This window comes from Glutamicibacter creatinolyticus (assembly GCF_006094275.1).
Classification (GTDB): domain Bacteria; phylum Actinomycetota; class Actinomycetes; order Actinomycetales; family Micrococcaceae; genus Glutamicibacter; species Glutamicibacter creatinolyticus.
In genome coordinates this window covers 1,415,937-1,441,402 of record NZ_CP034412.1, presented here as the reverse complement: position 1 = coordinate 1,441,402, position 25,466 = coordinate 1,415,937, and the positions used below count along the sequence as shown (strand labels likewise).

General features: G+C 56.3%; 17 protein-coding genes and 1 pseudogene. 5 read left to right on the top strand and 13 right to left on the bottom strand.

Annotation, left to right across the window (positions count from 1 at the left end; all coding sequences use genetic code 11):
* Positions 1–309: 309 nt before the first annotated feature.
* From GcLGCM259_RS15835 to ftsY, 3 genes and pseudogenes are all read right to left on the bottom strand, one after another.
* Positions 310–582 (bottom strand): annotated as a pseudogene (locus tag GcLGCM259_RS15835) (AAA family ATPase); the annotation flags it as partial.
* A gap of 1,068 nt (positions 583–1,650) precedes the next feature.
* Positions 1,651–3,777: an acyltransferase family protein gene (locus GcLGCM259_RS06495; RefSeq protein ID WP_175419352.1), complete on the bottom strand. Its 2,127-nt coding sequence runs from the start codon at positions 3,775–3,777 to the stop codon at positions 1,651–1,653.
* A gap of 355 nt (positions 3,778–4,132) precedes the next feature.
* Positions 4,133–5,320, bottom strand: coding sequence for a signal recognition particle-docking protein FtsY (gene ftsY, locus GcLGCM259_RS06490; protein WP_425459794.1), 1,188 nt, complete (start codon positions 5,318–5,320; stop codon positions 4,133–4,135).
* Positions 5,321–5,438: 118 nt separating this feature from the next.
* On the opposite strand from ftsY, the gene GcLGCM259_RS06485 reads away from it, so the two are divergent.
* Together GcLGCM259_RS06485 and GcLGCM259_RS06480 are read left to right on the top strand one after the other, a co-directional pair.
* Positions 5,439–6,686: an MFS transporter gene (locus tag GcLGCM259_RS06485; protein ID WP_175419351.1), complete on the top strand. Its 1,248-nt coding sequence runs from the start codon at positions 5,439–5,441 to the stop codon at positions 6,684–6,686.
* 119 nt (positions 6,687–6,805) lie between these two features.
* Positions 6,806–8,998, top strand: coding sequence for a ligand-binding sensor domain-containing protein (locus GcLGCM259_RS06480; protein ID WP_138926115.1), 2,193 nt, complete (start codon positions 6,806–6,808; stop codon positions 8,996–8,998).
* 174 nt (positions 8,999–9,172) lie between these two features.
* On the opposite strand, the gene smc is transcribed toward GcLGCM259_RS06480, so the two are convergent.
* Complete coding sequence (smc, locus tag GcLGCM259_RS06475; protein ID WP_138926114.1) at positions 9,173–12,739, bottom strand: chromosome segregation protein SMC; 3,567 nt, start codon at positions 12,737–12,739, stop codon at positions 9,173–9,175.
* A 160-nt stretch (positions 12,740–12,899) separates the two neighbouring features.
* Here smc and GcLGCM259_RS06470 point away from each other — a divergent pair, with 160 nt between their 5' ends.
* Positions 12,900–13,769 carry a serine hydrolase domain-containing protein gene (locus GcLGCM259_RS06470; RefSeq protein WP_246049813.1) on the top strand — a complete coding sequence of 290 codons (870 nt, stop codon included), beginning with the start codon at positions 12,900–12,902 and terminating at the stop codon, positions 13,767–13,769.
* On the opposite strand, the gene mutM is transcribed toward GcLGCM259_RS06470, so the two are convergent.
* Genes mutM through GcLGCM259_RS06450 form a run of 4 tightly spaced genes read right to left on the bottom strand, consistent with a single transcriptional unit; the run spans position 13,729 to position 16,139 of the window.
* Positions 13,729–14,652, bottom strand: coding sequence for a bifunctional DNA-formamidopyrimidine glycosylase/DNA-(apurinic or apyrimidinic site) lyase (mutM, locus tag GcLGCM259_RS06465; RefSeq protein WP_138926112.1), 924 nt, complete (start codon positions 14,650–14,652; stop codon positions 13,729–13,731). The two genes, GcLGCM259_RS06470 and mutM, sit on opposite strands and share 41 nt — an antisense overlap.
* 16 nt (positions 14,653–14,668) lie before the next feature.
* Positions 14,669–15,367 carry a ribonuclease III gene (gene rnc, locus GcLGCM259_RS06460; RefSeq protein ID WP_138926111.1) on the bottom strand — a complete coding sequence of 233 codons (699 nt, stop codon included), beginning with the start codon at positions 15,365–15,367 and terminating at the stop codon, positions 14,669–14,671.
* A gap of 2 nt (positions 15,368–15,369) precedes the next feature.
* Entirely contained in the window at positions 15,370–15,573 is a 204-nt protein-coding gene (rpmF, locus tag GcLGCM259_RS06455; protein ID WP_013348816.1) for a 50S ribosomal protein L32, read from the bottom strand.
* A gap of 2 nt (positions 15,574–15,575) precedes the next feature.
* Positions 15,576–16,139: a YceD family protein gene (locus tag GcLGCM259_RS06450; protein WP_425459800.1), complete on the bottom strand. Its 564-nt coding sequence runs from the start codon at positions 16,137–16,139 to the stop codon at positions 15,576–15,578.
* A gap of 253 nt (positions 16,140–16,392) precedes the next feature.
* Here GcLGCM259_RS06450 and GcLGCM259_RS06445 point away from each other — a divergent pair.
* Positions 16,393–17,230 (top strand): IS5 family transposase gene (locus GcLGCM259_RS06445; RefSeq protein WP_217496576.1). Its coding sequence is split into 2 segments (ribosomal slippage): positions 16,393–16,698 and positions 16,700–17,230, totalling 837 coding nucleotides; the frame shifts between segments, so codons are not numbered across the junction.
* An 18-nt stretch (positions 17,231–17,248) separates the two neighbouring features.
* Here the strand turns inward: GcLGCM259_RS06445 and GcLGCM259_RS06440 are convergent.
* From GcLGCM259_RS06440 to GcLGCM259_RS06430, 3 genes are read right to left on the bottom strand one after another with little or no spacing between them, the layout of a single operon-like run.
* A complete protein-coding gene (locus GcLGCM259_RS06440; protein ID WP_138926109.1) occupies positions 17,249–18,892 on the bottom strand; it encodes a stealth family protein in 1,644 nt (547 codons plus the stop codon).
* A gap of 5 nt (positions 18,893–18,897) precedes the next feature.
* Positions 18,898–21,651 (bottom strand): stealth family protein, encoded by a 2,754-nt coding sequence (locus GcLGCM259_RS06435; protein ID WP_138926108.1) that lies wholly within the window; start codon positions 21,649–21,651, stop codon positions 18,898–18,900.
* A complete protein-coding gene (locus GcLGCM259_RS06430; RefSeq protein WP_138926107.1) occupies positions 21,648–21,983 on the bottom strand; it encodes a hypothetical protein in 336 nt (111 codons plus the stop codon). The genes GcLGCM259_RS06435 and GcLGCM259_RS06430 overlap by 4 nt, the downstream gene beginning before the upstream one ends.
* 1,033 nt (positions 21,984–23,016) lie before the next feature.
* Here GcLGCM259_RS06430 and GcLGCM259_RS06420 point away from each other — a divergent pair.
* Entirely contained in the window at positions 23,017–23,427 is a 411-nt protein-coding gene (locus GcLGCM259_RS06420) for a hypothetical protein (protein WP_175419350.1), read from the top strand.
* Between the two features lie 125 nt (positions 23,428–23,552).
* Here GcLGCM259_RS06420 and GcLGCM259_RS06415 read toward each other — a convergent pair whose 3' ends face one another.
* Both GcLGCM259_RS06415 and GcLGCM259_RS06410 read right to left on the bottom strand, forming a co-directional pair.
* Entirely contained in the window at positions 23,553–24,914 is a 1,362-nt protein-coding gene (locus tag GcLGCM259_RS06415) for a stealth family protein (protein ID WP_138926105.1), read from the bottom strand.
* A gap of 77 nt (positions 24,915–24,991) precedes the next feature.
* Complete coding sequence (locus tag GcLGCM259_RS06410) at positions 24,992–25,450, bottom strand: FAD synthase family protein (protein WP_054820475.1); 459 nt, start codon at positions 25,448–25,450, stop codon at positions 24,992–24,994.
* Between the last annotated feature and the right edge of the window lie 16 nt (positions 25,451–25,466).

Sequence of the window (25,466 nt, the reverse complement as noted above, 5' to 3'; positions counted from 1 at the left end):
AACCGTGTTGCTGATTGCCCGTAGCAAGTCCGCCTCGCGCAGTGGTTGGCGTTCATGGTACGCATCGAAGCACGCGCTGACGACGCCCTCGGCGATTTCGGCGCCCGAGAAACCGTTGCTGGCCTGGGCCAGGCGCTCCATGAGTGACGGGTCTTCGGCTGAGACTTCTCCAGCGGCCTCGGGCGCGCTAGCGAGCCGGTGTTCGAGCTGAATCCGCCAGATTTCCTCACGCTCGGCATAGGTAGGCAAGTCAACGAAGAAGATCTCGTCGAAGCGCCCCTTGCGCAGCAGCTCGGGTGGCAGGGCGTTGATCTTGTTGGCGGTAGCCACCACGAAGACCGGGGCCTGCTTTTCCTGCAGCCAGGTCAGAAATGTGCCGAAAACGCGTTGGCTGGTTCCGGAGTCTCCCCCGCTGTTGCTGCCAAAGCCCTTTTCAATCTCATCGATCCACAGGATCGATGGGGCAACCGCCTCGGCCAGCCTCAGGGTGTCGCGCATGTTCTGCTCGCTGGAGCCAACGAGACCAGAGAAGACCTTGCCGATGTCCATGCGCAGCAGGGGCAGGCCCCACAGTGAGGCCATGCATTTTGCCGTCAATGACTTGCCACAGCCAGGCACCCCGGTGATCAATACGCCCTTGGGGGCCGGAATGCCCCAGCCGGCGGCGCTGGGAAGCCAGGACCCGTTGCGCTTGCGCAGCCAGGTTTTCAGGTTCTGAAGACCGCCGATGTCATCGATGTCCTCGCTGACGGTCACGAATTCGAGCAGGCCGGACTTCCTGATGGTCTGGCGCTTTTCCTCCAGCACCAGTGCGATATCGCCGGGTTCCAGCCGCGCATCATTGGCGATGGCTCGGGCAAAGGCGTTCTCCGCCTCGCCCAATGTGAGCCCCTGCGCCGCCTGCAGCAGTCGGTCACGGTCATCGGCGGTGAGCTCGACGCTGATCTGTGCGGAGTTGGCTTGAATTATGTCATCGAGGATAGCGGCGATTTCCTCACGGTTCGGCAGCGGCAGTTCCAGGACCGTGACTTCCTTTTGCAGATCCACCGGCAGGGTCATACCCGGGGACACGAGGATCATGGTGTGGGCCACGGCGCCACTGCGGAAGGACCGTGCCGCATCCAGCACCGCACGCACCACATTCGGATCGACCTGGGAACCGGCTCCGGAAGCCGAGATGAAGTGGTGCAGGTCGTAGAACACGAAGATGGTGGGCTCTTGGTATTTCGCAGCCTCATTGATGGCCGCGACCGGGTCGGTGGGTTTGCCCTGCTCACCCAACCGGTGCAGCCCGGAGCTCAGTGTGTAGCTGACTACCTGGCGGTCGCGTTTAAGCTTCGGGTTGGTTGCGATGTTCTCCACCGCGCCGACGACCCGCGCCTCTTCGAAGGTCTCGACGTACAGCAACGGATTCCTGGCCCGGATTAGCTCGATCAGCGAGTTTTCGAATTCGGTAATTCCCACGTAACGTCTCCCGGCGACTTTCCTCGGATCCTTCTCAGCTCGGACTCCTCTAGGGCATCCAAACATACAGGAGACGATTCTATCCATTCTCCTGAGAATCTCCACTTCCCACTGGGTGTCGCATGATTCTTGGGGGTGGGGCACGTCACCTGGCTGGCAGTCTCCCCACCTACGGAGAGGTTCTTGTTACTTCCACATCCTGTTATCGACGACAGTCTCCCTTAGGCGGTTTTGCAAGGGGTCAGTGAGAGTTTGGGCGAAAGTCTCGCTCAAGTGGGAATGGTCAAAGTACGCCATGACCCCTCCTATCACTGAATGGCAGGTGTCCTTAGAACAGAAGTAGTCATTCATGTTGACAACGGAAATCCGAGGATTCGCCAGTTGTTGCACGGCATCTGCCTGCGGGTCCATGGGAACCCAGGTATCCGCCGGCGCGCTGCACTCTTGCACCGCGTCATCGTTGTTCGAGACGCAGTCCGGAACGTTGTCCAACGTCTCTCCCGGCCACGGGGTGTCGCGCAGGACCACGACGCGGCTGCCGGACGATTCCCACTGTTGGAGAACCTGTCCATAGGCTTCTGTTGCCGGGTCTTCGCTCTCCTCCAGGGAGTGGCCCATGATGGGCGCGGACATCCGATTGGAGGAAATGATCAAGTCATAGTCGCCGTTGGTGATTTCCTCGATTGCCCAGTTCCCGTATTCATCACAGCCAGCTGCCTGTTCCTTGGAATCAAACTCCTGCTCTTCACCCAACACCGCACACGCACTGGCCAAGTAGGTATCAATGGACCAATCATTGTGTTCGGCAATCGGGTCCAGCGCGGGTACCCAGTGGCCCGCATGAGAATTTCCGACGAGCGCAACCTTGATCTGCCCGTCTTCTTCCCCATAGTGGCACACCGTGCGATCCGAAAATTCTGAACTACTGCTCGCAAAACAATCATCCTCGTATACCGGCGGCCGGTCTTCCTCTGCCACTAACGGGCTGGGGGCCAGAACCTCATAGCCTTCAGAGGGGTCTGCACAGTCGGGATCCTTCATGGCCGAAGCCCCGAAGCAGTCAATGCCGACCTCGGATTTCACCCGCTCAATTCCGGCGTCCACGTCCTTGGCGCCCTGCATCATTTGGTGGCTTGTGAGCTGGAAACCACCGACAATCAAGGCCAGCACGAGCGACCCGGTGACCAGGAATCGGGGTGCGGACAGCTGCGGTACTCGTTCCATGAGCCGGCGGAATCTGGTCTCCACCAGTCTTTGTGTCAGCACGGCCAAGAGCACGGTGATCACCAGTGCCATGATCTTTTCGGTTGCGAAGAAGTCATCCAGGACAAAGGGAGCCAAGATTAGGACTGGCCAATGCCACAGGTAGATGGCATACGAGTTATCCCCGGTGAAGCGCATGATGGGTAGACCGAGCAGCCGGTCCGGTGAGAAGCGGTGCTTTGAATGCGCGGCGATGACCAGCGCGGTACCGACCACGGGAATGGCAGCAGCCACTCCGGGGAACGGTGTTTTGCCGTCGAAGGTCAGGACGGCTCCGGCGACGGCAAGCAGCCCTACCCAGGCCATCACAGCAGAAAACCCGGTCCGGCTTTCGGCATAGAAGCGGGGGCCAAGTGCTGCCACCAGCGCTCCCACCGCAAACTCCCACATTCGAGTGAAGGTGGAGAAATAGGCGACACCGGCATTCTGCTCGGTCAGGTATACCGAGTAGCCCAGTGAACACACCAACAGGGTGCCGACACTGCCGAGTATTGCAGCGCGGGGTTTGATGCCTGCATGCAGCGCCCCGAACACCAGCAGACCAATCATGATCGGCCAGATGAAGTAGAACTGTTCCTCGACGGACAGGGACCAGAAATGCTGGAAGGGGCTCTCGGCCTCACCTTCTGCCATATAGTCCACGCTCGTTCCGGCGAGGTACCAGTTCTGGAAATAGAAGGTGGAGGCCAACCCCTGCAGGCCCCAGTCCCGCCAGACTGTGGCAGGTGCCACAGCCCAGACCGCGAGAATGCTTGAGAGGATCACCAAGAACGAGGCAGGCAGGAGCCGGCTAACCCGCCGCATCCAGAATTTGCCAATGTCCTTCGCCGTGCGGGGCGGCTTGCTGATCAAATGCGCGGTGATCAGAAAACCGGAGATCACAAAGAAGACGTCCACGCCCACGAAGCCCCCGGTGAGCCGGTGCGGCCAAAAGTGGTAGAGCACCACGACGCCGACCGCCAGGGCACGCAACCCCTGAATGTCTCCCCGAAAACTGGACCGGGGCTTGATTGGTGGTGCAGACAGACTAGTGCTCAGCTGCTGGCTCACAGACAGTGGTCCTTCGTGTTGGTGACACAGACGCGCGTTGACCCGCAGAAAAGCCGGTCAATGCCTTTGGACAGCTGGAATTCCAACGATCCTGCGCATAGTTTTTACCGGACTTCTCTGGGAAAAGGCTTGGGTAACTGTCACACGACGTCGCACGGGCAGCACTACTTCCCGGAATCTCAGGGCTCCCTCCATGCATCCGGATGCGACACGCCGAAATAGCATTGAGCCGTTGGCGCCTCGCTTCTGTCCCGTTCCCGCCGAGTTGGAGTCCCTCTCAGCGTGTTTCGTGTTGCTCGCGGTCATTTAAATGATTCAGCACCCCGGCTACTGCCGAGGTGCTGAAATTACGCGGCTACCCTTCGAGCAGGGCGTCCACGAACTCTTCGGGATCAAACGGGGCAAGGTCATCCGGACCTTCGCCGAGCCCCACCAGCTTGACCGGTACTCCCAACTGCCGCTGGATGGCCACGACGATGCCACCCTTGGCGGTACCGTCCAGCTTGGTCAACACGATCCCGGAGACATTCACTACCTCCGAGAACACCTTGGCCTGTGACAGTCCGTTCTGGCCGGTGGTTGCGTCCAGCACGAGCAGGACCTCATCAACGGTTGCCTTCTTTTCCACCACGCGTTTGATCTTGCCCAGTTCGTCCATCAGGCCGACCTTGTTCTGCAGTCGTCCCGCGGTGTCGATCATGACGATGTCCACCTGCTGGTCGATGCCCGCGGCAACGGCTTCGTACGCTACCGAGGCCGGGTCCGCGCCATCGATTTCGGAGCGGACGGTGGGAACGCCAACCCGGTCACCCCAGGTCGCCAGCTGCTCTGCCGCGGCGGCGCGGAAGGTATCTGCCGCTCCCAGCAGCACGTCCTTGTCCTCGGCGACCAGCACACGGGCCATCTTGCCGATGGTGGTCGTCTTGCCAACGCCGTTGACACCGACCACCATCAGGATGCTCGGGCGGTCCGGATGCGGCTCCGGAAGGTAGTTGCGGTCCATGGAAGGATCCACCAGCTTCAGCAGTTCCTCGCGCAACATTGCCTTGACGCGAGCCGGGTCCTTGCTGCCCTCGATCTTGACCCGCTCACGCAATGCGTCAACGAGTTCGAGGGTCGGTTCGGTCCCCAGGTCTGCCATGAGCAGGTTTTCTTCGATCTCGTCCCAGACGTCATCATCGATGTTGTCCTGGCTGAGCAGGGCCAACAGACCCTTGGAGAAAACGTTGTTCGACTTTGTCAGTCGGGCACGCAGACGGGCCAGACGGCCCTGCACCGGGGCCGGAACCTCCAGCTGGAGCGCCGGCTCTTCTTCAACCGTCGGTGCCGTTGCACCAGTAGCTGGAGCCTCGGGGGGCAGCGTATCGGTGTCCGGGCGTTCCTCGGTGAGGGTTCCGGTACCGGCCGGCGGATCATTAGCGTCGCGTTCGCTGGTGTAGGGGGTCTTGGGTTTGCGGCCCTTGGAAACCAACGCGATGGTTCCAATGCCGACGATCGCTATGACTGCGATCACGATGATTATGGTCAAAAGCTGATCAGTCACGTTTAGAATCATCTCACAGACTATGATGTTGGCTGGCAGTTCAATCCGTTAACACTCCCCTGACAAGGAAGCTGGTTAGCCCGCGCTGCCCGGTACGGATTCAGCGGGCAAAGCACATATGCCCAAGATTGCTCCACGCACCGAACGCCTGCGGGTTCCCCGCGAGATCACCATTCTACTGATTGCCGCGTTCATCATTGCCCTCGGTTTCGGCTTGATTGCCCCCATCCTTCCGCAGTACGCGGTGAGCTTTGATGTGGGCGCAGCAGCCGCCAGCATCATTGTTAGCATCTTTGCGTTTGCGCGGCTGATTTTCGCGCCCGTGGCCGGAGTACTGACCGCCAAGCTGGGCGAACCGAAAATCTATGTGACCGGAGTGTCGCTGGTTGCCGTGTCCACCTTGCTCTGTGCCGCGGTCCAGGACTACACACAGCTATTGGTTGCCCGTGGGCTTGGCGGTTTTGGTTCCACCATGTTCACGATCTCGGCCATGGCGCTCATCGCCCGATTGGCGCCGGATGGATCACGCGGGCGGATTTCAGGGATGTACGCCGGCGCGTTCCTGCTGGGCAATGTCATGGGACCAGTCTTCGGCAGCCTACTGGCCCCCTTTGGAATGCGCCTGCCCTTCCTCATCTATGGTGTGGCGCTGTTGATCGCCGCAGCCGTGGTGTACTTTGCCCTGGCACGCAAACCGGTGCAGGAAAAACTTGAAGACAACGAAGTGGCTGAGCCGAGCGCGCCCGTACCGGTGTTGACCACTCGTGAAGCTCTGCGCTCCCCCACCTTCCGCGCGGCGATGGCCTCCGGTTTCAGCTACGGTTGGCTGGCCTTCGGCATCCGCACCTCAATGATCCCCCTCTTTGCCCTGGCGGTCTTCGGTGAGGGAACCGGACAACGCGTGGCGGGTATCTCCCTGGCCATTTTCGCCGTGGGCAATGGTGTCGCCCTGACGTTCTCCGGAAAGCTGACGGACGCGATTGGACGCAAGAAGCCTGTTCTTCTTGGCATGGCCATTCTGCTCTCCTCCATCGTCCTAATGGGCTACTTCACTTCCCTGCCGGCCTTCATCATCTTTTCCATCCTCGCCGGCTTCGGTGGCGGCATCCTGGGTCCAGCCCAGCAGGCAGCCGTAGCGGATGTCATTGGGGCTGGGCGTAATGGTGGCAAGGCGTTGGCAGGATTCCAAATGGCCACCGACTTGGGTGCGATCATCGGACCGCTTATCGCCGGGTTTATGGCAGATCACATTAACTACCAAGTGGCGCTGAGCGCTTCAGGCGCCGTATGCCTAGTGGGTGTCGTGGCGTGGTTGTTCACCCCTACAACCGTGACCGCTGTTGAAGCCCGACCATCTCAATCCTGAAACCATTAGCCTCGCGCTGTTGGTCAAGCGACGGGTCCGGCCCCAAGGTGATTCAGCGTTTGCCCATGTGGACTCACTAACGTCAGGAGTGTTGAGTTTTGACACGCAGGAGATTGCTAGTGAACAAAGAGCCGTCAGATACTTCGCGAAAAGTATCACGCCGAACCATCATCACAATTTCGACGGTAGCTGCGGGTACAGTTGCTGCTGGAGCGGTTCTCGGCCCGAACAGCGATAGTTCAGACACTACGACAAGCACGCCGAGCCCCGAACCCTCGACGAAAGCAAAACTCACCGATCGCGACGGTCGTGTCATCAGCCGACTCGAAAAGACCCAACCGACCAACGGGATTCGGCGCGAGTATCGCGGCGCATTTCCAGCGCTCAAAATCAAAAGTGTGGAACCACTTCCAGGGCTGGGCTCCGGCCCTTGGCCATGGCTAGCAGTCAGCATTGCCGGAACAGCCCGACAACTGCAAATCGTCGATACTTCCGTCCGTGAAGTGATCCATACTCTTGATTTTCCAGAAAGTCATACCGGCGGCCTCGAAACGATGAAATGGGACACGCGTAACAAGAAACTGTACATTGGCACAGCGAATGCGCTTCACGTCTGGATCCCAAGCAAGCCGAAAATAACTACATTCGTAGGCAAGGTTGACGCAGCCACCACTATTTATGATCTGCAACTCGACTCTCGTGGAGTTGTTTGGGGTGGTTCGTACCCGGCAGGTTCAGTCTTTAATTTTGATCCTCAAAACCACAAGATCACAGTTTCTTCGCGATTCGCTGAGGATACGGACTACGTTCGGCGCTTGGCCATAGACTCCACTGACCGGCTGTGGGTTGGCACCGGTTCAGTGCATCCAAGAATTTTTACTTTCACGGCATCGAAACCAGACGCACGAACCGAAATTGGACTTCCAGAAGATGTGCCAGAAGGGTTTATTTCCCGCATTGAAGTCCGGAACGAAAAAGTCCTAGTCTCTGCTAGCAGCATCAGTGGACAGCTTGTCTTGAATCCAATGACTAAACAGTGGGAGGACAAGATTGGGCGAGTCTGGGCGGCCCGCGTGAGCTCTGATACCACCGACACCACTAAAGGGTTCTACACGATTACGGACAATACGCTGTACTTTACTAGGACAGCCACTCTTCAAGATACTGAACTTGCCGACGTAAAAACTTCCAAACCCTTATCAATATTGCAACAGCAGAATCAAGTTGCAATTATCGGTCAAAGTGCCGCCGGACTCACTATTGAACACTTCGATTCTCACCCGGGGACAAAGCCCAAAGAACACGTAGTGGAACTCAATGCAGGCCAGTTCGCTATTCAGTCACTAATGGGACATTCCGATGGCAATATCTACATGGGCGGGTACATGGGAAGCGGGTTGGCTTCGATCAATATCGAATCGGGGCAAACATGGTCCTCACCACCGGACGAGAATCTGATTAATCAGGCTGAGGCCATGATCCAATTCAACGATCGCCGGAGCTATGTGGGATCTTACGGATCAGCCGACCTCATCAGCTTTAACACGCTGGATAAGAATAGCGCGGATGAATACCATCTGCTTGCGAGACTAGCGACTGACTTTCACCAATCACGGCCTTTCGGATGGGCCAAGAACTCCAATAGAGTGTTCTTCGGAACAGTGCCAGACTATGGGCGTTCCGGTGGAGTTCTTGGCGAAATCGACCCCGAAAAAAACAAAGTCACCTGGGTCTTGGACGGCGGGGGAAAAGGATTCATCGCCGGCCACTCAATCATCGGGCTAGTTGCCGACGAAGATCATGTCTACGGGACGACCTCTGTACGGAACGGTTACGGACTTCCAGATACAGAAGGTTCCGCATATGTCTTCAAGTTCGATATCGGCACACGGGAAATCATCTGGACGAGCAAGCCGCTCGCAAGCGCGGGTGCGCTTTACGCCCCCGTACTCGTGGCCAATTGGCTTGTCGTCGCGGACGTTGAAGGACTTGGAGTCATTGATCCTCGTTCTGGGAAACTCGTCAAGCATCACTTACTGTCCGGAACCAAGAACCAGGAAGTTCGCCCCGGTTGGGCTAACGCAGACATTGCCAAGATCGGAGAGGGGGTGCGCTTGGTGCACACGGCGGCTGGCACAGCCACAGCGGTCGACTTCGAGAACGGGACGCGCGCCCGCGTCGGTCAATCCACGAAGTTGCGTTTGGGCAGTCGACTTACGACTACACCGGATGGTCGAGTGTTTGGAACCTTAGATAAGACCACACTTGTTGAACTGGAGCTAGGAACGCCAAGTTCCAAACCCCAGATGTAGAGCGTTCCATTCAAGATAACCCAATAACAAGACACACCAACTACGTCCGTATTGTTCCCAATAAAGACATGCGAACAGCCATGTCCCCCAGCACAGGGACAGGCAACATCTTAACAAAACTGGTGCGCAGTAAAACACTTGTCGAAATGACGGTGCGCCTTCTGGAGTCACCAATTATGTAGTTGGGTGCGCCATCTTTTGGCTAATCACCGTGGTGACTCCATCTCCACGCATGGTCACGCCATAAAGCGCGTCCGCAACTTCCATGGTCTTCTTCTGGTGGGTAATCACGATGAGCTGCGAGGATTCGCGCAACTCTTCGAAGATGGTGATCAACCGTCCCAGGTTCACGTCATCCAGCGCTGCTTCAACTTCGTCCATTACATAGAACGGAGACGGTCTGGCCTTGAAGATGGCGACCAGCAACGCCACTGCGGTGAGGGAGCGTTCTCCACCGGAGAGGAGTGAGAGCCGCTTGATTTTCTTGCCGGCAGGGCGGGCTTCGACTTCAATACCAGTGGTTAGCATATTGTCGGGGTCGGTCAGGACAAGCTGTCCCTCGCCGCCCGGGAACAGGCGGTCAAAAATTCTCTTGAATTGGGTTGCCGTATCGTTGTAGGCCTCGGTGAACACTCGTTCAACATGATCGTCAACGTCTTGAATGATTTGTTCTAGGTCTGCTCGGGATTTCTTCAAGTCCTCAAGTTGTCCGGAGAGGAACTTGTGTCGCTCCTCCAATGCAGCGAACTCCTCCAGGGCCAGGGGGTTGACCTTGCCCAGTGCGCCCAGATCGCGTTCGGCCTTCTTCAGCCGCTTTTCCTGCTCCACGCGGTCAAAGGGTTTGGTTCCCACAGGATTGCCGTCCTCGTCAACGCTCTGACGCAGTTCGGCCCATTTATCCTCCGGATCAAACGCTTCGGGAATCAGCTGATCAGGACCGTAGTTCTCGATCAAGTATTCCGGGGTATACCCCAGTTCCTCTAGCGCGCGGTTTTCAACGTTCTCAATGCGCATCCGCAGTTCGGCGCGCGCCATTTCATCACGGTGCGCGGCATCCGACAGGCGTGCCAGTTCCGCCGAAAGTTTCTCAACCTCGGCGCGCTGGGTGCTGAGCAGCTCCTCGATCTCGTTCTTGTGTTCCTGCAGCTCACGGCGCTCGCTGTCGGTCATCTGGACAGAGACGTCAATGAACTGCAGGATTCGAGTCGCTGCGGCTTCCACCTGGGCGGCGTTCGTTGCCTGGCTACGGCGCTCTTCGGCCCGCCGTGCAGCTACTTCGCGGTGGGTCCGTTCGGCTGCTGCCGTGCGTTTGAGTCCTTCGATACGGGAGCGCAGGGCCGTGACGCGCTCTTCACTGCTGCGCAGTGCCAGGCGCGCTTCCAGTTCCTGTTGACGTGCGGCAGCGGCCGCATCCGCCATGGCAGCCCGCGACGCATCATCAACGGATTCGTCTTCGTGATCTTCGGACGCCATCTCCATGCGCTCGGTGATCTCTTCGAGCGATTCCTGCTCGAGGCTCAGCTTTTCCTCCGCCGCGACAATTCTTGCGCGTAGGGTCTGACGCTGTGCCTCGGCGTTGCGCAGCTTCTCCCCCAACTCGGCCAGATAACTGGTGAGCTCGGTAATGCCCGCGTCGGAATCCCGCAGGGCAGTGAGCGCTTCATCGTGGGCGTTTTCAGAGGCGTGAAGGGCCGGTTCCCGCTCGGCGAGTTCACGTTCCAGACGCTGCAGTTCTGAACTTGTTTGGCTCAGTTCTGTTTGGGTGGATTCGATCAATGCCTGCTGGGCGATTAGGGAAGCGCCTGCGCTGTTGCCCACGGAGCTACGTGCCGCGGATACGTTGATTCCGTCAAAGGTGGTGAAGCAGGCATCCGCATATTGGAGTGCCATTTCGCGGGCGGTGTTCAAGTCCTCGACAATGTAGTGGTTGGCGAGCAGCCGGTCCAGTAACGAGACTATTTCCGGGCGGCTGGTCACGACCTCGCGGGCAGTGATGAGACCGTCGATGCGGGGCACTACTGACTCACCGTTGGCCGATACATGGATCAACGAGACGTTCGCTTCTTGTTGATCGGAGAGTTCTTCAATCAAGTCGAAGGCACCGGTGACGTCAGAGGCAACGAGTGCTTCGGAGCTGTCCCGAAGGATGGCTGAGATGGCCTTTTCATAGCCGTCGGCTGTGGAGATCAGTTCTCCTAGCCGTCCCAGCAAGAGCTCGCCGTGTGCTGCGAGGAGTTCTGCGGATGAATCGTCCTGGGCGTTCAGCTTCAGCGCTTCGAGGCGCGAGGTGAGCCCGGAAACCCGAACGGATAGTTCACGCTCTCGCTCCGAGGCCACGCGTTGCGCATGCTGTAGGGCATGGAACTCTCCCGCGGCGTCCTCATACGCACTGTTCAGTTCCTCTTCGGCCTCCTGCCGTTCCGCGAGTTCCTGGGACAAGGATTCAAAAGATTGGTGGTCGGCGGCAAGGTTTGCGTCAAACGACTGGTCACTGTCCTTGAGCCGGACGATTTCTGCGCTGGTGACATCCACTCGGCTTCGTGCGGAGGCGACCTGGGAAGCTAAACGTGCCATGCCTTCGCGGCGGTCGGCTGCCGCGCGCAGCAGGGAGGCCATTCGCTGTTGTTCAGCGCGTGCGGCTTCTTCGGCGGTTTCCTTTGCCTCGACGGCTTCAGCGAGGATCTCATGACGGTCCTCAACTGCTTCTTCCAGTTCGGCGAGTTCTTCACCCAGCCGCTCGGCCTGGGCGTCCAAACGGTCGGGGTCCCGGTTGCTGTCGAAGTGCGTTGGGTTTGATGCCAGCAGTGAGGAGCGTTCTCGCGCCAACGCGGCCATGGACCGGTAGCGCTCCTGTAGGGTTGTGAGGCTAACCCAGGTTTCCTGGATTCTGGCAAGACGAGGGGTGGCCTGCGATAGCTTCGCTTCAAGATTCCCCACATACTGGCGTGCGTGTTCCAGCTGGGAGCTGGTCTCCCGCTGCGCAGCTTGGATTTTGGCTTCGTCGTTGATGTCTTGGGCCAATTTGTTGTTTAGCGTGACCAGGTCATCAGCAAGCAGGCGTGCCTTGGCATCGCGCACCTCCAGTTGAACGCTTTGGGCACGACGGGCAATTTTCGCCTGGCGTCCAAGGGGCGCCAATTGTCGGCGTACTTCAGCACCTAAGTCTTCTAGACGGTCCAGGTTTCCTTGCATGGCCTGAAGCTTGCGCAAGGTCTTTTCCTTGCGCCGACGGTGCTTGAGCACGCCGGCGGCTTCTTCAATGAAACCGCGCCGGTCTTCGGCAGTGGCGTGCAGGATTTTGTCGAGTTGCCCCTGACCGACAATGACATGCATTTCGCGACCAAGTCCGGAATCGGACAAGAGTTCCTGAATATCCAATAGGCGGCAGGAGTTTCCATTGATCGCGTATTCTGAACCTCCGGACCGGAACAACGTGCGTGAGATCGTGACTTCGGCATAGTCGATGGGCAACTGGCCATCGGTGTTGTCTATGGTCAGGGAAACGTGGGCACGACCCAACGGCGGACGTCCGGAGGTGCCGGCAAAAATGACATCCTCCATCTTGCCACCACGCAGGGTTTTGGCTCCCTGTTCCCCCATCACCCACGCCAGCGCATCCACCACATTGGACTTGCCGGACCCATTGGGGCCAACCACCGCAGTGACACCCGGTTCAAACTCAAAGGTCGTCGCCGAGGCAAAAGACTTGAACCCGCGTACGGTAAGTGTCTTTAGATGCACGGTGAAGGATTCCTGAGTTCTGTGTTGGGGTTATAGGCTGGTGTCGGCTCGTCAAGAACCACGAGAGGCTTGGTGAGGCAATTCTATCGAAGCCCACCCCGCAACCAGGGGAAGCGGCGCGTAGGGCTGCATGAAAGTAAGCGAAGAGATTGGAATCCAAGTGAGCGTTCTTTCGCAGATTGAGCAATGGCCGACCGACAATGCGGTCAGCACCGTGATCGATGGTTCCGGACGGATGCTTGGTTCTGTCGGCGACCTAAACCGTAAGTACCCGCTGGCCTCGGTGACCAAGCTGCTGAGCGCCTATGCCTTCCTGCTTGCCCTGGAAGAAGAAGCCATCAGTCTAGACGACCCTGCGGGGCCCGAAGGCTCCACGGTGCATCATCTGCTGGCCCACACCTCCGGCTATGACTTCGACAGTGAAACCATCCGCTTCAAGCCGGGCAGCCGCCGTGGCTACTCCAATACCGGGTTCGAGGTACTGGCTGAGCACCTGCAGCGTTCCAGCGGCATCGCCTTTACGGAATACATTTCAGAAGCGCTGTTCATCCCATTGGGGATGAACGACACCACGTTGGATGGCAGCAGCGCCAAGGATGGGATCTCTACCGCAGCAGATCTGTCCCGATTCGCGGCGGAATTGCTCACCCCCACCCTGCTGGCATCAGAATCGTTGAAGAACGCCACCTCAGTTCATTTCCCGGACAGGATTGGCATCTTGCCCGGCTATGGACGCCAAGAACCCAATGACTGGGGACTTGGCTTTGAGATCCGCGGAACCAAGAATCCGCATTGGACCGGCAAGGATCATCCGGCGACGACCTTCGGCCACTTCGGTCAATCCGGAACTTTTCTCTGGGTTGACCCAGAGCACCGGCTGGCCTGTGTCACGCTGACTGATAAGGCTTTCGGCCCCTGGGCTGCCCAGAGGTGGAGCGATTACAACAACGGTGTTTTGCAGGAATTCTCGCGCTGTATCAGCAGGATGTCTAACGACGGCGGGGGCGGGGCTGGCAGACAGGGCAGGTGAATGAGGAACGACCCATAAAGGCGTCGCGACGAATCAATGAAGTACGACTATTGCTCGCACAGCGAGCACATTCTCTGCCCTCCCGGCCGTAGGCGTTGAGCGAGCGGTCAAAGTATCCGCTGGCTCCATTCACATTGACGTACAGCGAATCGAAGCTCGTGCCCCCGGCGTCCAGTGCACGAAGCATTACGTCCCGCAGAGCGGCATCCAGCCGTTCAACTTCTGCCCGCCGAATTGTCGCGGTATTCCGGAGCCCTGAGAAACCAGCTTGCCAAAGTGCCTCATCCGCATAGATGTTCCCCACACCCGCGATCACTGTTTGGTCGAGGATAGCCCGCTTGACTTGAGTGGTACGTTTGCGCAGGGCAGCGTAGAGGGACTCGGTGGTCCGGAACGGATCCAATACGTCTCGGGCAATATGGGAGGCCGCTGCTGGGATGAGTTCGAGGTCGCTCCCCTGGCCGCCGACTCCCCCATCGGAAGTGCTGACAAGAGGCGAGAGGAACATTCCGCCAAAGATCCGTTGGTCGACAAACCGTAGCTCCCCTGGTTCTTCGCCGCGGGAACTCAGCGATAGACGCACCTTCAAATGTTTTTCATCCGGTGCTTCAGGTTCCTCTATCAGCAGCTGCCCGCTCATTCCCAGATGCGCCACGAGCGCAGCGGGTGTCTCCAGCCCAGTCAGGTTCATCCAGAGGAACTTGCCGCGCCGAACTACTGCATCAACACAGCATCCCTGAAGACTTACTACGAAGTCTTCGGCACCGTCCAGGTGCCGTCGCACGGAGCGTGGATCTAGGACTTCGACCGTCTCGAAACTGCGACCGCGGACCCAGGTTTCAAGTCCCCGGCGAACTACTTCGACTTCCGGTTGTTCAGGCATAGCGAAGTGGCGATCCTTAGAGCTGTGGCAAGGTCTGATTGGGATGCATTAGCTTCCAACTAGCCCTGGCGGCTTCCTGTTCCGCTTCCTTCTTGGAAGGCCCCTGCCCCTGGCCCAGCTCGCGCTCCCCAATCCACAAAGTGGCGGTGTAGCTGCGGGCGTGGTCCGGGCCGGTTCCCGTGACTTCATAGAGCACGTCCCCGAGTTTGCCGCCAGCTGCTTCTTCCTGGATGACCGTCTTCCAGTCAGTGGCAGCTCCGAGCAGTTCACCATCCTCAAGCATCGGCGTCACCAAACGCAGGATGAGCTCCTTGGCAATATCCATCCCATGGTTGAGGTACACGGCGCCAAAAATGGCTTCCATGGTATCGGCCAAAATCGAGGACTTGTTTTCCCCGTTGGACTGCTTCTCACCACGACCCAGGTAGATGTGCTGGCCCAGCGCGAGTTGCCGGCCAACCGTAGCCAACGCGCGAGTGCTCACGACAGCCGCGCGGCGCTTCGCGAGGTCCCCTTCCGGCAGGTGAGGCAGCTCATCGTAGAGATACTCGGCGATGCTGAAGCCCAGGATGGAGTCGCCCAAGAACTCTAGACGCTCATTGGTGGGAATCCCGCCGTTTTCATAGGCGTAGGAACGATGGGTTAAAGCAAGACGAAGCGTCTCGGGGTCAATAGTGACCCCGAGACGCTTCAGAAGTTCTTCTTCAGAAGACATATTTAGACGTCTGCGACCTTGCGACCCTTGTACTCAAGGAACAGCTCGGTACCGGCCGAGTCGGTCACGACCTTGGCCTGGTGCGGCAGGCTGTAGGTGACTCGACCGTTTTCAACGGTCTTCACCAGGTTCGGTGCGGTAGCCTTCCACTGAGAACGGCGGGCACGAGTATTCGCACGGGACATCTTCCGCTTTGGAACAGCCACGACTACTTCTCTTCTCTCTCGTCTGACGTTTTACTTTGTGTCGCATCTTCTGCGACTATGTCGGCCAGCTGCGCAAGCGCTGCCCAACGAGGATCAAGGACCTCATGGTGATGCTCAGGATCCTCGTTAAGGTTCTTGCCACATTCGCTGCAAAGCCCTAAACAATCTTCCCGGCATACCGGCTGGAACGGCAGGGCGGTCACCACTGCGTTCCGCAATACCGGGTCAAGGTCGATGAGATCATCGACAACCCAGTACTGGTCTACTTCATCGTCTTGCTCGATTTCGGCATTCTCTTCATAGTAGAAGAGCTCCTGGATATCAGCATCATAATCATACTCGATGGGTGTCAGGCACCGCCCGCATTCACCGGCGATTTCCACGGTGGCTACACCAGAAACCAGAACACCCTCATGTACGGATTCGAGCCGCAGGCCCAAGGAAACCTCAGATCCTTCACGAACACCAATGAGTGCGACACCCACTTCAGCGGGCGCGGGTACATGCTCAACGATCGTTGTCATTGCTCCGGGCGCCCGTCCAAGCTCCTTGGTTGAAATAACCAGAGGCGAGCTGCGATCGGGCTCACCGTGCGGTGACCGATCAGAACGCTTTTCGCTGATGATAACTCCTATTGAACATAGACCGACATTTAACCCTAGCGCGATCTTTAGCGCTAGACAAGTTCAGTGATGCACGTCAACTTCGACTACTAGGGCGTGTCTCCTAAATGTGGATAGGTAACTTTGCCACGCTTGAACAGTGAGTTCTCGTTATCATCTTCTAACCGACGCGCAATGGGACTTGATCGCGCCGTTCATGCCCGACTCGACGGGTAAACGCGGACGGCCTTTCAACGACCACCGGCGAACGACCGAAGCCATGATCTACAGGTACCGGGTAGGGATTCCCTGGCGTGACCTTCCAGAACATTTCGGGTCATGGAAATCAGTCTGGAAACGCCACCGCCGTTTCAGTAATGACGGCACCTGGGACAAGATCCTTGCCGCGCTGCTGTCAACGGCTGATACGCGAGGCCTGATCAATTGGGAGGTGTCGGTGGATTCCACGATCAATCGTGCCCACCAGCATGCGACCAACCTCCCACGCCACACAGGGGGATCTATCAAGTTACAAGAATCTGCTCACTGAACCCGAAGACCATGCGATCGGTCGTTCCAGGGGCGGGTTGAGCACGAAGATCCATGCGCTCGTTGATGGCAACCGCCGCCCACTGGTCTTGCTGCTCGGCCCCGGGCAGAGCGGGGACGCGCCGATGTTTCAGAACCTGCTGGACTCGCTCAAGGTTCAGAAGCCAGGACCTGGTGCGGCCCGGAAACGTCCCGTGCGGGCTATGGCGGACAAAGCCTATTCGTCCAAGGCGATCCGCCACTACTTGCGAGCTCGGGGCATTCAGTGCGTGATCCCAGAGAGGGAAGACCAAAAAGCGAACCGGTTGCGTCGGGGTTCAGCTGGTGGGCGGCCGGTGACCTACGACAAGGAGGCGTATAAACGTCGCAATGTCGTGGAATGCAGCTTCAACACGTTGAAGCAGTGGAGGTCACTGGCCACCCGGTATGACAAGCTCGCACTGACCTACAGGGCTGCAGTGGTTTTACAAGCTGTGGTGGTGTGGAGCGCGGTATTAACCAAATAAAGAGACACGCCCTAGGCGTTAAAGCTCAAATGAAGATTTCACGGGAAGAAGCTGACTCAAGCGAGCAGGGATGACCTTCTTTATAATCTCGCGCTCTTCGGGGGAAACGGCCTGCGAACCATCATTTACGACGATGCACTGCGTGTGTCTTTTTCTGATGATCCGGTCCAGTCGATCCAATGCTCCCGAATCAGCGGGATCAATGTAATCATAACGAATCTTTCCGGGCACGGCGGCACCCACCGCCAACGCGTAATTAAAGTAGAACGAACCGGCAAACGCTACATCGTCTAGAGACCGAAATTTTGTTGCGCTAACGCGTTCAGAAATATCGGCAAATTCCTGCTCAATCTTCTCCAAAATACTTCGATTAAACGCATACGGCGTATGAAAGAACTTTCGATTCATAATAGGAAACCCCCTAGAATGCAAAATTGTTCTTGCATTCTTGGCTGCCACCGTCGACACATTGTCTTGATCCGATAAATCGTTGAAATCTACCAAAGCTTTCGAATAAAACACCTTAGTCACCCCGCTCGGATGAAAAAAGGTATCCGGAGAGACGGGTGCCGTCAGGATCATGTCATCATTCAGATACAAGAAGTGTTCAGCGAGGCCATCTATACGGTGTAAGTTTGCTTCAATCGCATGGGAATTGAATACCGGAAGATCTGCCGGATCCTTCCAAATTTCCGAATGATCAATAACTTTGAGCCTGTTGTTTTCCTTGACTTGCAGCCACTCTGGCGTCTGACGGTCCGTGACAAGAAAAATCTTACGAATCCAGGGTGCATACTGTTCGATTGCCCTTAAGCAATATTTCAACTCATCGAGTGGCTCAAATCTAGACGCATCCGTCGCGTCCTGGACCAACCGCTCCGTCTCAAGGCCAAGAGCAGCATTTTTCCGCTTCAACCAATTCTTGTCGTTACCATCTACCCAAGTGATTACTGCGTCAACTGGGCAGGAAAAATGATGACCGGAGGCTCCATTCGCTCGAGCCAGGACATCCAAGAACTCGTTATGACTTGCTTTTGGGTTAGGAAGTTCTACGCATTTCGGGTTCCATATCTCACTCGTGATTCCACCGTTCGCATCGCTGACCCGCCAACGTACTACATCGACACCTTGCGCCGCCCCAGCGAAGAAGAATGATTCTACTGAAGGAGCAACATACTGAAATAGTCGAACACCGTTTATCTTACTGGTATCAGAACCCACGGCATGCAATAAACCCGTGGAACTTGACGTTTTGCCATTATCATTGAGCATCTGATAATACCAGTGCTTGAAATCGACAGCGTTCACTATATTACGAATAAATCGATCGAAATCATCGGTCATTATATTCAGCTGCATGGAGCCTGAAGGATCAACATTCAACACCCAATAGTCGATAGCACACGATTTCAGTGCCATCTCTAGCTGTTCGAAGTTACTTTTAGATACATCAGGAAGCGACAAGGAAGAAGCGGTTAGTCCTAATCGGAAGCCCACAGGGAGCTTAAGAAGGGTAGAGTGTTCACGAAAATCACTTGAAACAGCTCGCGTTAACAGCGTCTTAACTGAAGCAACACCAGGAGCGAGTCGCGCGCCGATTTTACTACTGGCCGATGTCAACACACGCTTTGCACTTCTTTGCACCGCTTGAAAATTTCGCATTTTTCTCACTCCGTCGAATCCGACGAGTCTTCTACAGTCAATGAAGTCGACCCAATCTCATCTTGGACCGGATATGGGAAACGACTACGGAAGAACTGATCCATCATCCCGTCAATTTGCTCCCCTGTATAGACAGGGTTTTCACCCTCGCCAAACGTAACAACATCAAACCGTTCACTTTGTTGCAACATGGACAGCTTAGCTTGAATCCCTTCATCTGCCATCGAGCAGAACGCATAACGTATGCTCCCAGGTATGTATTCATTTACGAAATATCCATAATGCTGAGCAAACGAGGACAGCAAGGATATATCGGTAGGACTGCGGAATCTAGAGGCTCTGACCGTTTTGAAAACCTCAGGATATTCAGACTCTATCTCTGATAGCACCGATCTCCGGTGGGGATATGGCGTGTGTAGCATGCCACGAGTAATTACTTTGCCGAAGTCCCTAAATAGGATTTTTCTATTATTGCGCGCCGCCCACATGTGAGGTTCATTCTCAGCATTATTCGTATCAATTTTTACCGAGGACATGAAAAATTTGGCCGCACCGTTGCCGTGGAAATAGGTACGCGGATCTTGCATGCGCATAAGGAGGGTATCGTCGTTGAAATATAAGAAGTGCTCCGCCAATCCTGGCACCCGGTGCAAGCAAGCTTCTATGGCATGCGAGTTAAAGACAGGTAGGACCGACTTGTCAGGAAAAATGTCGCTGTGTGTAATAACTTGTATGTCGGATTCTTCCGATAGCCACGTCGGATACTGGTCTGCAGTAACTACGTATATATTACGTATCCAGGGCATAAATGTGCGTACGCTCCGTATTGAATAACGTAACTCATCACGGTTCTTGAATCGCATAGACCCAGTTGCTAAAGGGTGTGAACCGTTTTCGAGAGCGTCGTAATGGTCCTTAGTCCGACGCCAGTTCTGATCACTATCATCAACCCACGTATACACTGCATCAATCGGGAAGTTAATTTCGTCCCAAAGCGGCGCTTCCGGCAGGACACTGCCCCGAAGGAAGTCATCGTTCAACAACCGATCGACACCTGGATTGGACCGGGGTGCCACGTACGCATCCTGATCAATAGACCATACTTCTATGTCTACAGCGAAAACTGAACCGAAGGTAAAGCGACGAAGTTCGTCCGAAATCGGAATGAATACCCGGAAAACATTTGCCAAATCACGGTCGTACTCGGAAAGTTCATCGACACCAGGGTGCCAGTCTTTCGTAGACAATCTGGAATTTCCCTTCATGGCCCTCACACATACACCCTCCTGGGGTGACCGTGACAATGCCTGAAGAAGTCGCAGACTGTCTTCTTCCCGAATCGCTAAAGTCTGCCTGTAGTAGCTGTAGGACGGGATTTCAACAGCACAGATTTCAGCCCGCATTAGCAAACCTTTAACGAATTTCTGGTTCACGTCCTGAGCGAGTTGAGCAGATAAGCTACGCGGCTCCACGATACGGACGTTGAAACCCTTTTTTGCATTTTCAGTTCCGTTAAAATCGAGATCATCAGGGAGCGTAACTGTTTCATTTTCACGCGATCCTCGTAAAATCTTAAGGTTAGCTTCAACGCGAGGTTCACTCGGTGTCCTTCGCTGGGCCAATTCTGAGTACAGCTTTTCCCATTCATCAAGAATACTCTTAGGGCTGTACTTCTTCGCCGTCTGAATTGCGGCAGACGACATTTTCGCACGACGTTCCGTATCGCCTGCAATCGAAGCCAGTGTCTGGGCGAAAGCTTCGGTGTCATTGAGTGGTACGAGCAAACCGTCTATACCATGAGTAAGAATGTTCCTCGGCCCAATCGGACAATCGTAAGCAACGGTAGGAACACCTGCTGCAGACGCTTCGAGAATTACCAACGGTTGGCCTTCGCTTTTGGACGTCATAGCGTGAATTCCCGCTTCGGCCCACTCAGCGGTTAAATCGGTTACACCAGTGATGATCTCGACGGAATCGTGGAGATTCAGTTTCCCAATTAACTCTCTGAGTTTCGTCTCACCCGGTCCCTCACCGAATAGGCGCAGAGTCCAGTCGGGATGTCCCGCCTTAAATAGAGAAAAGGCCTCAAGTAGCTGATCAAACTGTTTGCCAGGAGCGAAACGTCCAGCAGCCATTACAATCGTCGAGTTGCTTGCTGCTCGCGGGCGTAGAACATCAGGAATAGAGTTCGGAATGACAGCGCTGACGAACCCGTACTCTGGGAAACGGTCCCGGATCCATTCTGCATTTTCGTTGTTGAGCGAGATTATCGCGTCTACGTCGTGAACGACGTTTGCAAGAGGCGTAATGCCGACACCTCGTCTCATGCTTGCTCGATGCTCTTCGGCAACCAACATCGTCCCTTCTGGGAGGAAATATGATGCAAGCATTGCTAACGCTGGCGTGGTAGTAACGACTGCATCCTCGCGGAGGCCGCCAATTTTCTTTCGACAAACAATGTCGGTTAATTTACTGTACTGGTTGTCCCAAGCATGCGATATTAGTGTTGAAGGTGCCTTGCTTAAGCGTTCTGCTTGTTCATCCGACAACATGCCCGTCAGATCTTTACCTTCAGAATCCAACCAATATGTAACCTTGATGTCATCGGGCATAATTCTGCTGAGGCGCCCGTTAGTCCGGTAAATACTGTAAATCGATATTTCGTAACCGCGATCACGCAAACCTACTGCTTGCGACTGGATCGCATGTTCCGTTCCCGCGCTTGTGTCGCCTGTGGTTAGTATGAATGCGATCTTCATGCTGCTTTGAGCCCTTTCTTCACAATTTTCAAGGCCAAGTGGCCATCTTTTGTCCAGTAGACCTTGGCTCTTGCGCTCGCGCCTTCGTCTCCCATCCAGTACCAGGGATATTGCATAAGTCTCCTCGGCTCTTCCGAAGCGCTTCCCCAGTACTGGAGCCTACGACCGCTGTTGGAACCGAGTCTGCAATCCCATAGCGTTTCGCCATCGGGTAGACACAAAAGCGTTTCGGAAAACTCACTAATCGAAAAAACACTTGCTCCGTTCTGCAAAAGGCTTCCACGCACCGTATCTTTTGAACCGCGACGCGTAAAGAGCAGTTGCTGTCCCAAATTTTCCTCGTCTAATATCTCTATCGAATCACTTCGCGTTATTACAGATATCTTCTTCGGTAGGCGTTTCATTTCCCTTTGGAGCGTCATCGCATACGCAGGAGAACGGAGTATATATCGGGAGATAAAACCCGAAAATTTGCCCGTTTTGTTAGCGAGTCCTATAGGTAGCCCCACACGATATAATTTGCCACTACTGTCCAGAGCTTCGATCCTGTAGTTAGCACCAGTAGGAACATGCACCTCACAATGGAGGCTGCCACCTACGGATCCACAGATCTTGACGGAGGGCGCCATCAATTTTTTATCTTGACTAACAAGTTTGACGGACTGTATCTTGTCCGAACTAGAATCAGGACGCCCTGCGAGCAGAAAACTGAGTTTTCCGGCCGAAGACCATGCATAGTCTGTGACCTGCAATGAGCTGGCTATTGTGTGTTGGCTTCCCAACTTCTTTCGCGGCCTCCTAGATACGCATTCACGACCACTGTCGTAGTCGTGCGGACTGTTACCCAATTTTAGTACCACTTGCATCCGTATCTGAAACGGAGCCGGTTCGAGTGAGTTACTAGAGAGTTCGAGCCGGTCACTCGTTCTTAGAAGGACTTCGCGCCATGACCAGCAAAGTCGCGTCTTGATACAACCTCTGCCGTGCAACACAGGGGGTCTGGTGCAGGAGTAGGTGACATCGAACATAGCTAGCCGAGGAGGCTGACATGAAAGGATGCCACTATGCCCAAGCCCTTCCGCAAGGAGTTCGGCGATGACGTCGTGCGCGTCGCGATGAACCGCGAGGCCGGCGTCTCGATTGCGCAAGTCGCGAAAGACTTTGGCGTCCATGTCGGACCCTCGGCAAATGGCTGTAAGAGGCCCGCATCGAGTCGGGCGAGCAGCCTGGCCAGACGTCAGAGTCCGCGGAACTGCGCGAGCTGCGCAAACCCAACCGGCTCCTCGAGCAAGAGGTAGAAGTCCTGCGCCGCGCGAGGGCGTATCTGTCACAGGCTCATCTGCGGGGAAAATGATGTACCCGCTCGTGACCGAGCTCGCCGAAGACGCAATCCCCGTCGCGGTGTCGTGCCGGGTACTCAAGCTCGCCCGCCAGCCGTATTACCGCTGGAAGAAGAATCCCATCACGCGGCGCGAACTCGACGAGGCGTACCGTGCAAACGTGTTGTTCGACGCGCATCGCGAGGACCTCGAGTTCGGGTACCGGCTCCTGGCTGACGAGGCCCGCGTTGAGTATAGCGAAGTAATGTCAGACCAAAGCACGTGGCGGATTGCCTCGTCGAATGGCTGGTGGAGCGTGTTCGGGAAGAAGCGCGGCAAGAACGGCACGATGCCCGGCCCCGCCGTTCACGACGACCACTGCGTCGTCATCGACGAGGACGGTCGTGAACGCCATCAGTTCGTCGCAGACAGGGCGAACCAGCTATGGCACCGGTAAGCAAACGCCTACTCAGGTTCTATCTTATGCGCTGTTTCTTCCGGCGGCTGGAGAAGCGAGTATATTGACTTTCGCTATCAAAAAGTAAATGGTAAAGAGAAAATTCATCGCTAAATCTCTAAAAACTACTTCTCGAACGACGAAGACACCGGGAACCGCGTACTCATAAACTCATCCACGACCTGTGAACGCTGATTTTCATCGACGGTTGATAGAACTTCGTTTATACAGAACATATCCAGATCGATGTTGCGTGCAAGACGTAGCATGTCCAGATGAAAGCGATCCGACCCGAGGTCCACATACTGGTATTGAACCGAGGTGGGGTAACCCATGCCCAGGCGGGCGGCGTACTGGTGTGCGAGCGAGGAGGGAATAGATAGGTCGGTCGCGGACCGGAAACGATGCGTGGCGATCTCCGCGATTCTCGGTCCGAGGTCTTCGTGGATGCGACGGTGGACCGTTAAGCGCTGCGGGTGCGCAACATGCTGGAACTTGCGGGAGGCGGTGCGGCTGAAGCGCTCCAGGATGACTTCGCGGTTATTGGCAGCAGCCTGATTGATCGGCAGTCCGGGGTTCTCGGCCTGTGCGAAGTGTCCCTTAGTGAGGCAGTACTTAGCCTGCCCTGCAGGACCGAAGAACGTGTTGGGGTGCAGATACCGCCCGAAGAACACGTCATCATTTACGTACAGGAAGTGCTCACTGAGTCCCGGGATATTCGGTAGCTGCGATTCGATGGCGTGCGAGTTAAACGTAGGCAGGCATCGGTCAGGATTGCTGAAGATTTCTCGATGATCCACGACGGTTAGCCGGGGGTGCTCCTCGGCCAGCCAAGCGGGGCGTTGACCAGCGGTGACTAGGTAGATCTTATCGATCCAAGGCAGGTTCATCTCAAGGGAACGCAGCGAGTAGCGCAGTTCGTCACGGGAGGCAAATCGTGCCCGGTTTACCGCGCTGTCTCCGGCGGGACGGCCCGCGGCGCGTAATTGGGCCTGGTAAGCACTGTTCCAGACGGGGTCGTTGGCATCCACCCAGGTGTAGACCGCGTCCACCGTCCCGGTGAAATCCTGCGCGTCCACCAGCGCCTCCAGGCCTCCAGGGAACGCTTGCCAAACCGCCCCGCATCCGCGCAAATCGGCAACGCCCCCGGTCGGCGCGGTAGCGACGCTGACACTCCAGGCCGCCGCCGCGGCGTTCGAGTGGGCGTGGTGGAGCTTCTGAACCACCAGCCCGGTGGACCGCAGGGCGTCGCGCAGGCGTTCCCAGTGACCCGAGTGAATGGTGAACGGCAAGCCCGGTCCCGCTCGGTCGAATGCGATGCCCAGGTCGGCGGCGATGCGCGTAGAGGCACGCTCGGCATCCTTGCGCAACTGCGCGATGGTGTAAGGCACGTCACCGGACGGGGCCTTCAGCGTTGCCTCAAGCATGCGGCGTACCAGCGGTTCGGGAAGGTTGCGCCCGATCTTGCCCCGCCATCCTGCTAGCATTTCGAGTACCTACCTGTTCTAGTCCTGATCGGATGCAACCGCCGTGGGATGAATGGATCCCGTCAACCTCAGCACGGCTAGCTCAGCTCCTTGACGATCTGGCTCAGCGTATCAAGGGTGTTCTTTAGCGACTCCACATGGCGTTCATCAAACTCGCTGAGCACGCGCTTCATCTCAGTGGTGGATATCCCCGAAGTGCGTGGCAGGTAGAAGACCTCCACTAGATCCTCAAGGTCGTCGAAGCGGCCCTTCCAGTCCTCGCCGATACCGAAGACGTTCACGTCGTATTTGGCGATATCGCTGCGCTTTTGACCCCAGGTCATTTCAGGGATGGCCTCGTCGACGTAACGGATGGAGCGTACGATCTCGATACGCTGCTCGAAGGGCACGATTGGTCGTTTGCCTTTTAGGGCGTTGAACTCGTCGGTGGAGACTCCCACAATGAGCCGTTCGCCTTTTTCCTTCAGCCGTTTGAGCATGTTTAAGTGGCCGATGTGGAACAGGTCGAAGGTCCCGTAAGTTAATACGGTTTTCATTTTAGGTTCGCCTTTC

Bases quoted from the DNA above. Each gene is read 5' to 3' on its own strand.
- GcLGCM259_RS06435 (WP_138926108.1), bottom strand. From the start codon at position 21,651: ATGAAGATCGCATTCATACTAACCACAGGCGACACAAGCGCGGGAACG.
- rnc (WP_138926111.1), bottom strand. From the start codon at position 15,367: ATGTCTTCTGAAGAAGAACTTCTGAAGCGTCTCGGGGTCACTATTGAC.
- GcLGCM259_RS06410 (WP_054820475.1), bottom strand. From the start codon at position 25,450: ATGAAAACCGTATTAACTTACGGGACCTTCGACCTGTTCCACATCGGC.
- mutM (WP_138926112.1), bottom strand. From the start codon at position 14,652: ATGCCTGAACAACCGGAAGTCGAAGTAGTTCGCCGGGGACTTGAAACC.
- GcLGCM259_RS06440 (WP_138926109.1), bottom strand. From the start codon at position 18,892: ATGCGAAATTTTCAAGCGGTGCAAAGAAGTGCAAAGCGTGTGTTGACA.
- GcLGCM259_RS06415 (WP_138926105.1), bottom strand. From the start codon at position 24,914: ATGCTAGCAGGATGGCGGGGCAAGATCGGGCGCAACCTTCCCGAACCG.
- GcLGCM259_RS06485 (WP_175419351.1), top strand. From the start codon at position 5,439: ATGCCCAAGATTGCTCCACGCACCGAACGCCTGCGGGTTCCCCGCGAG.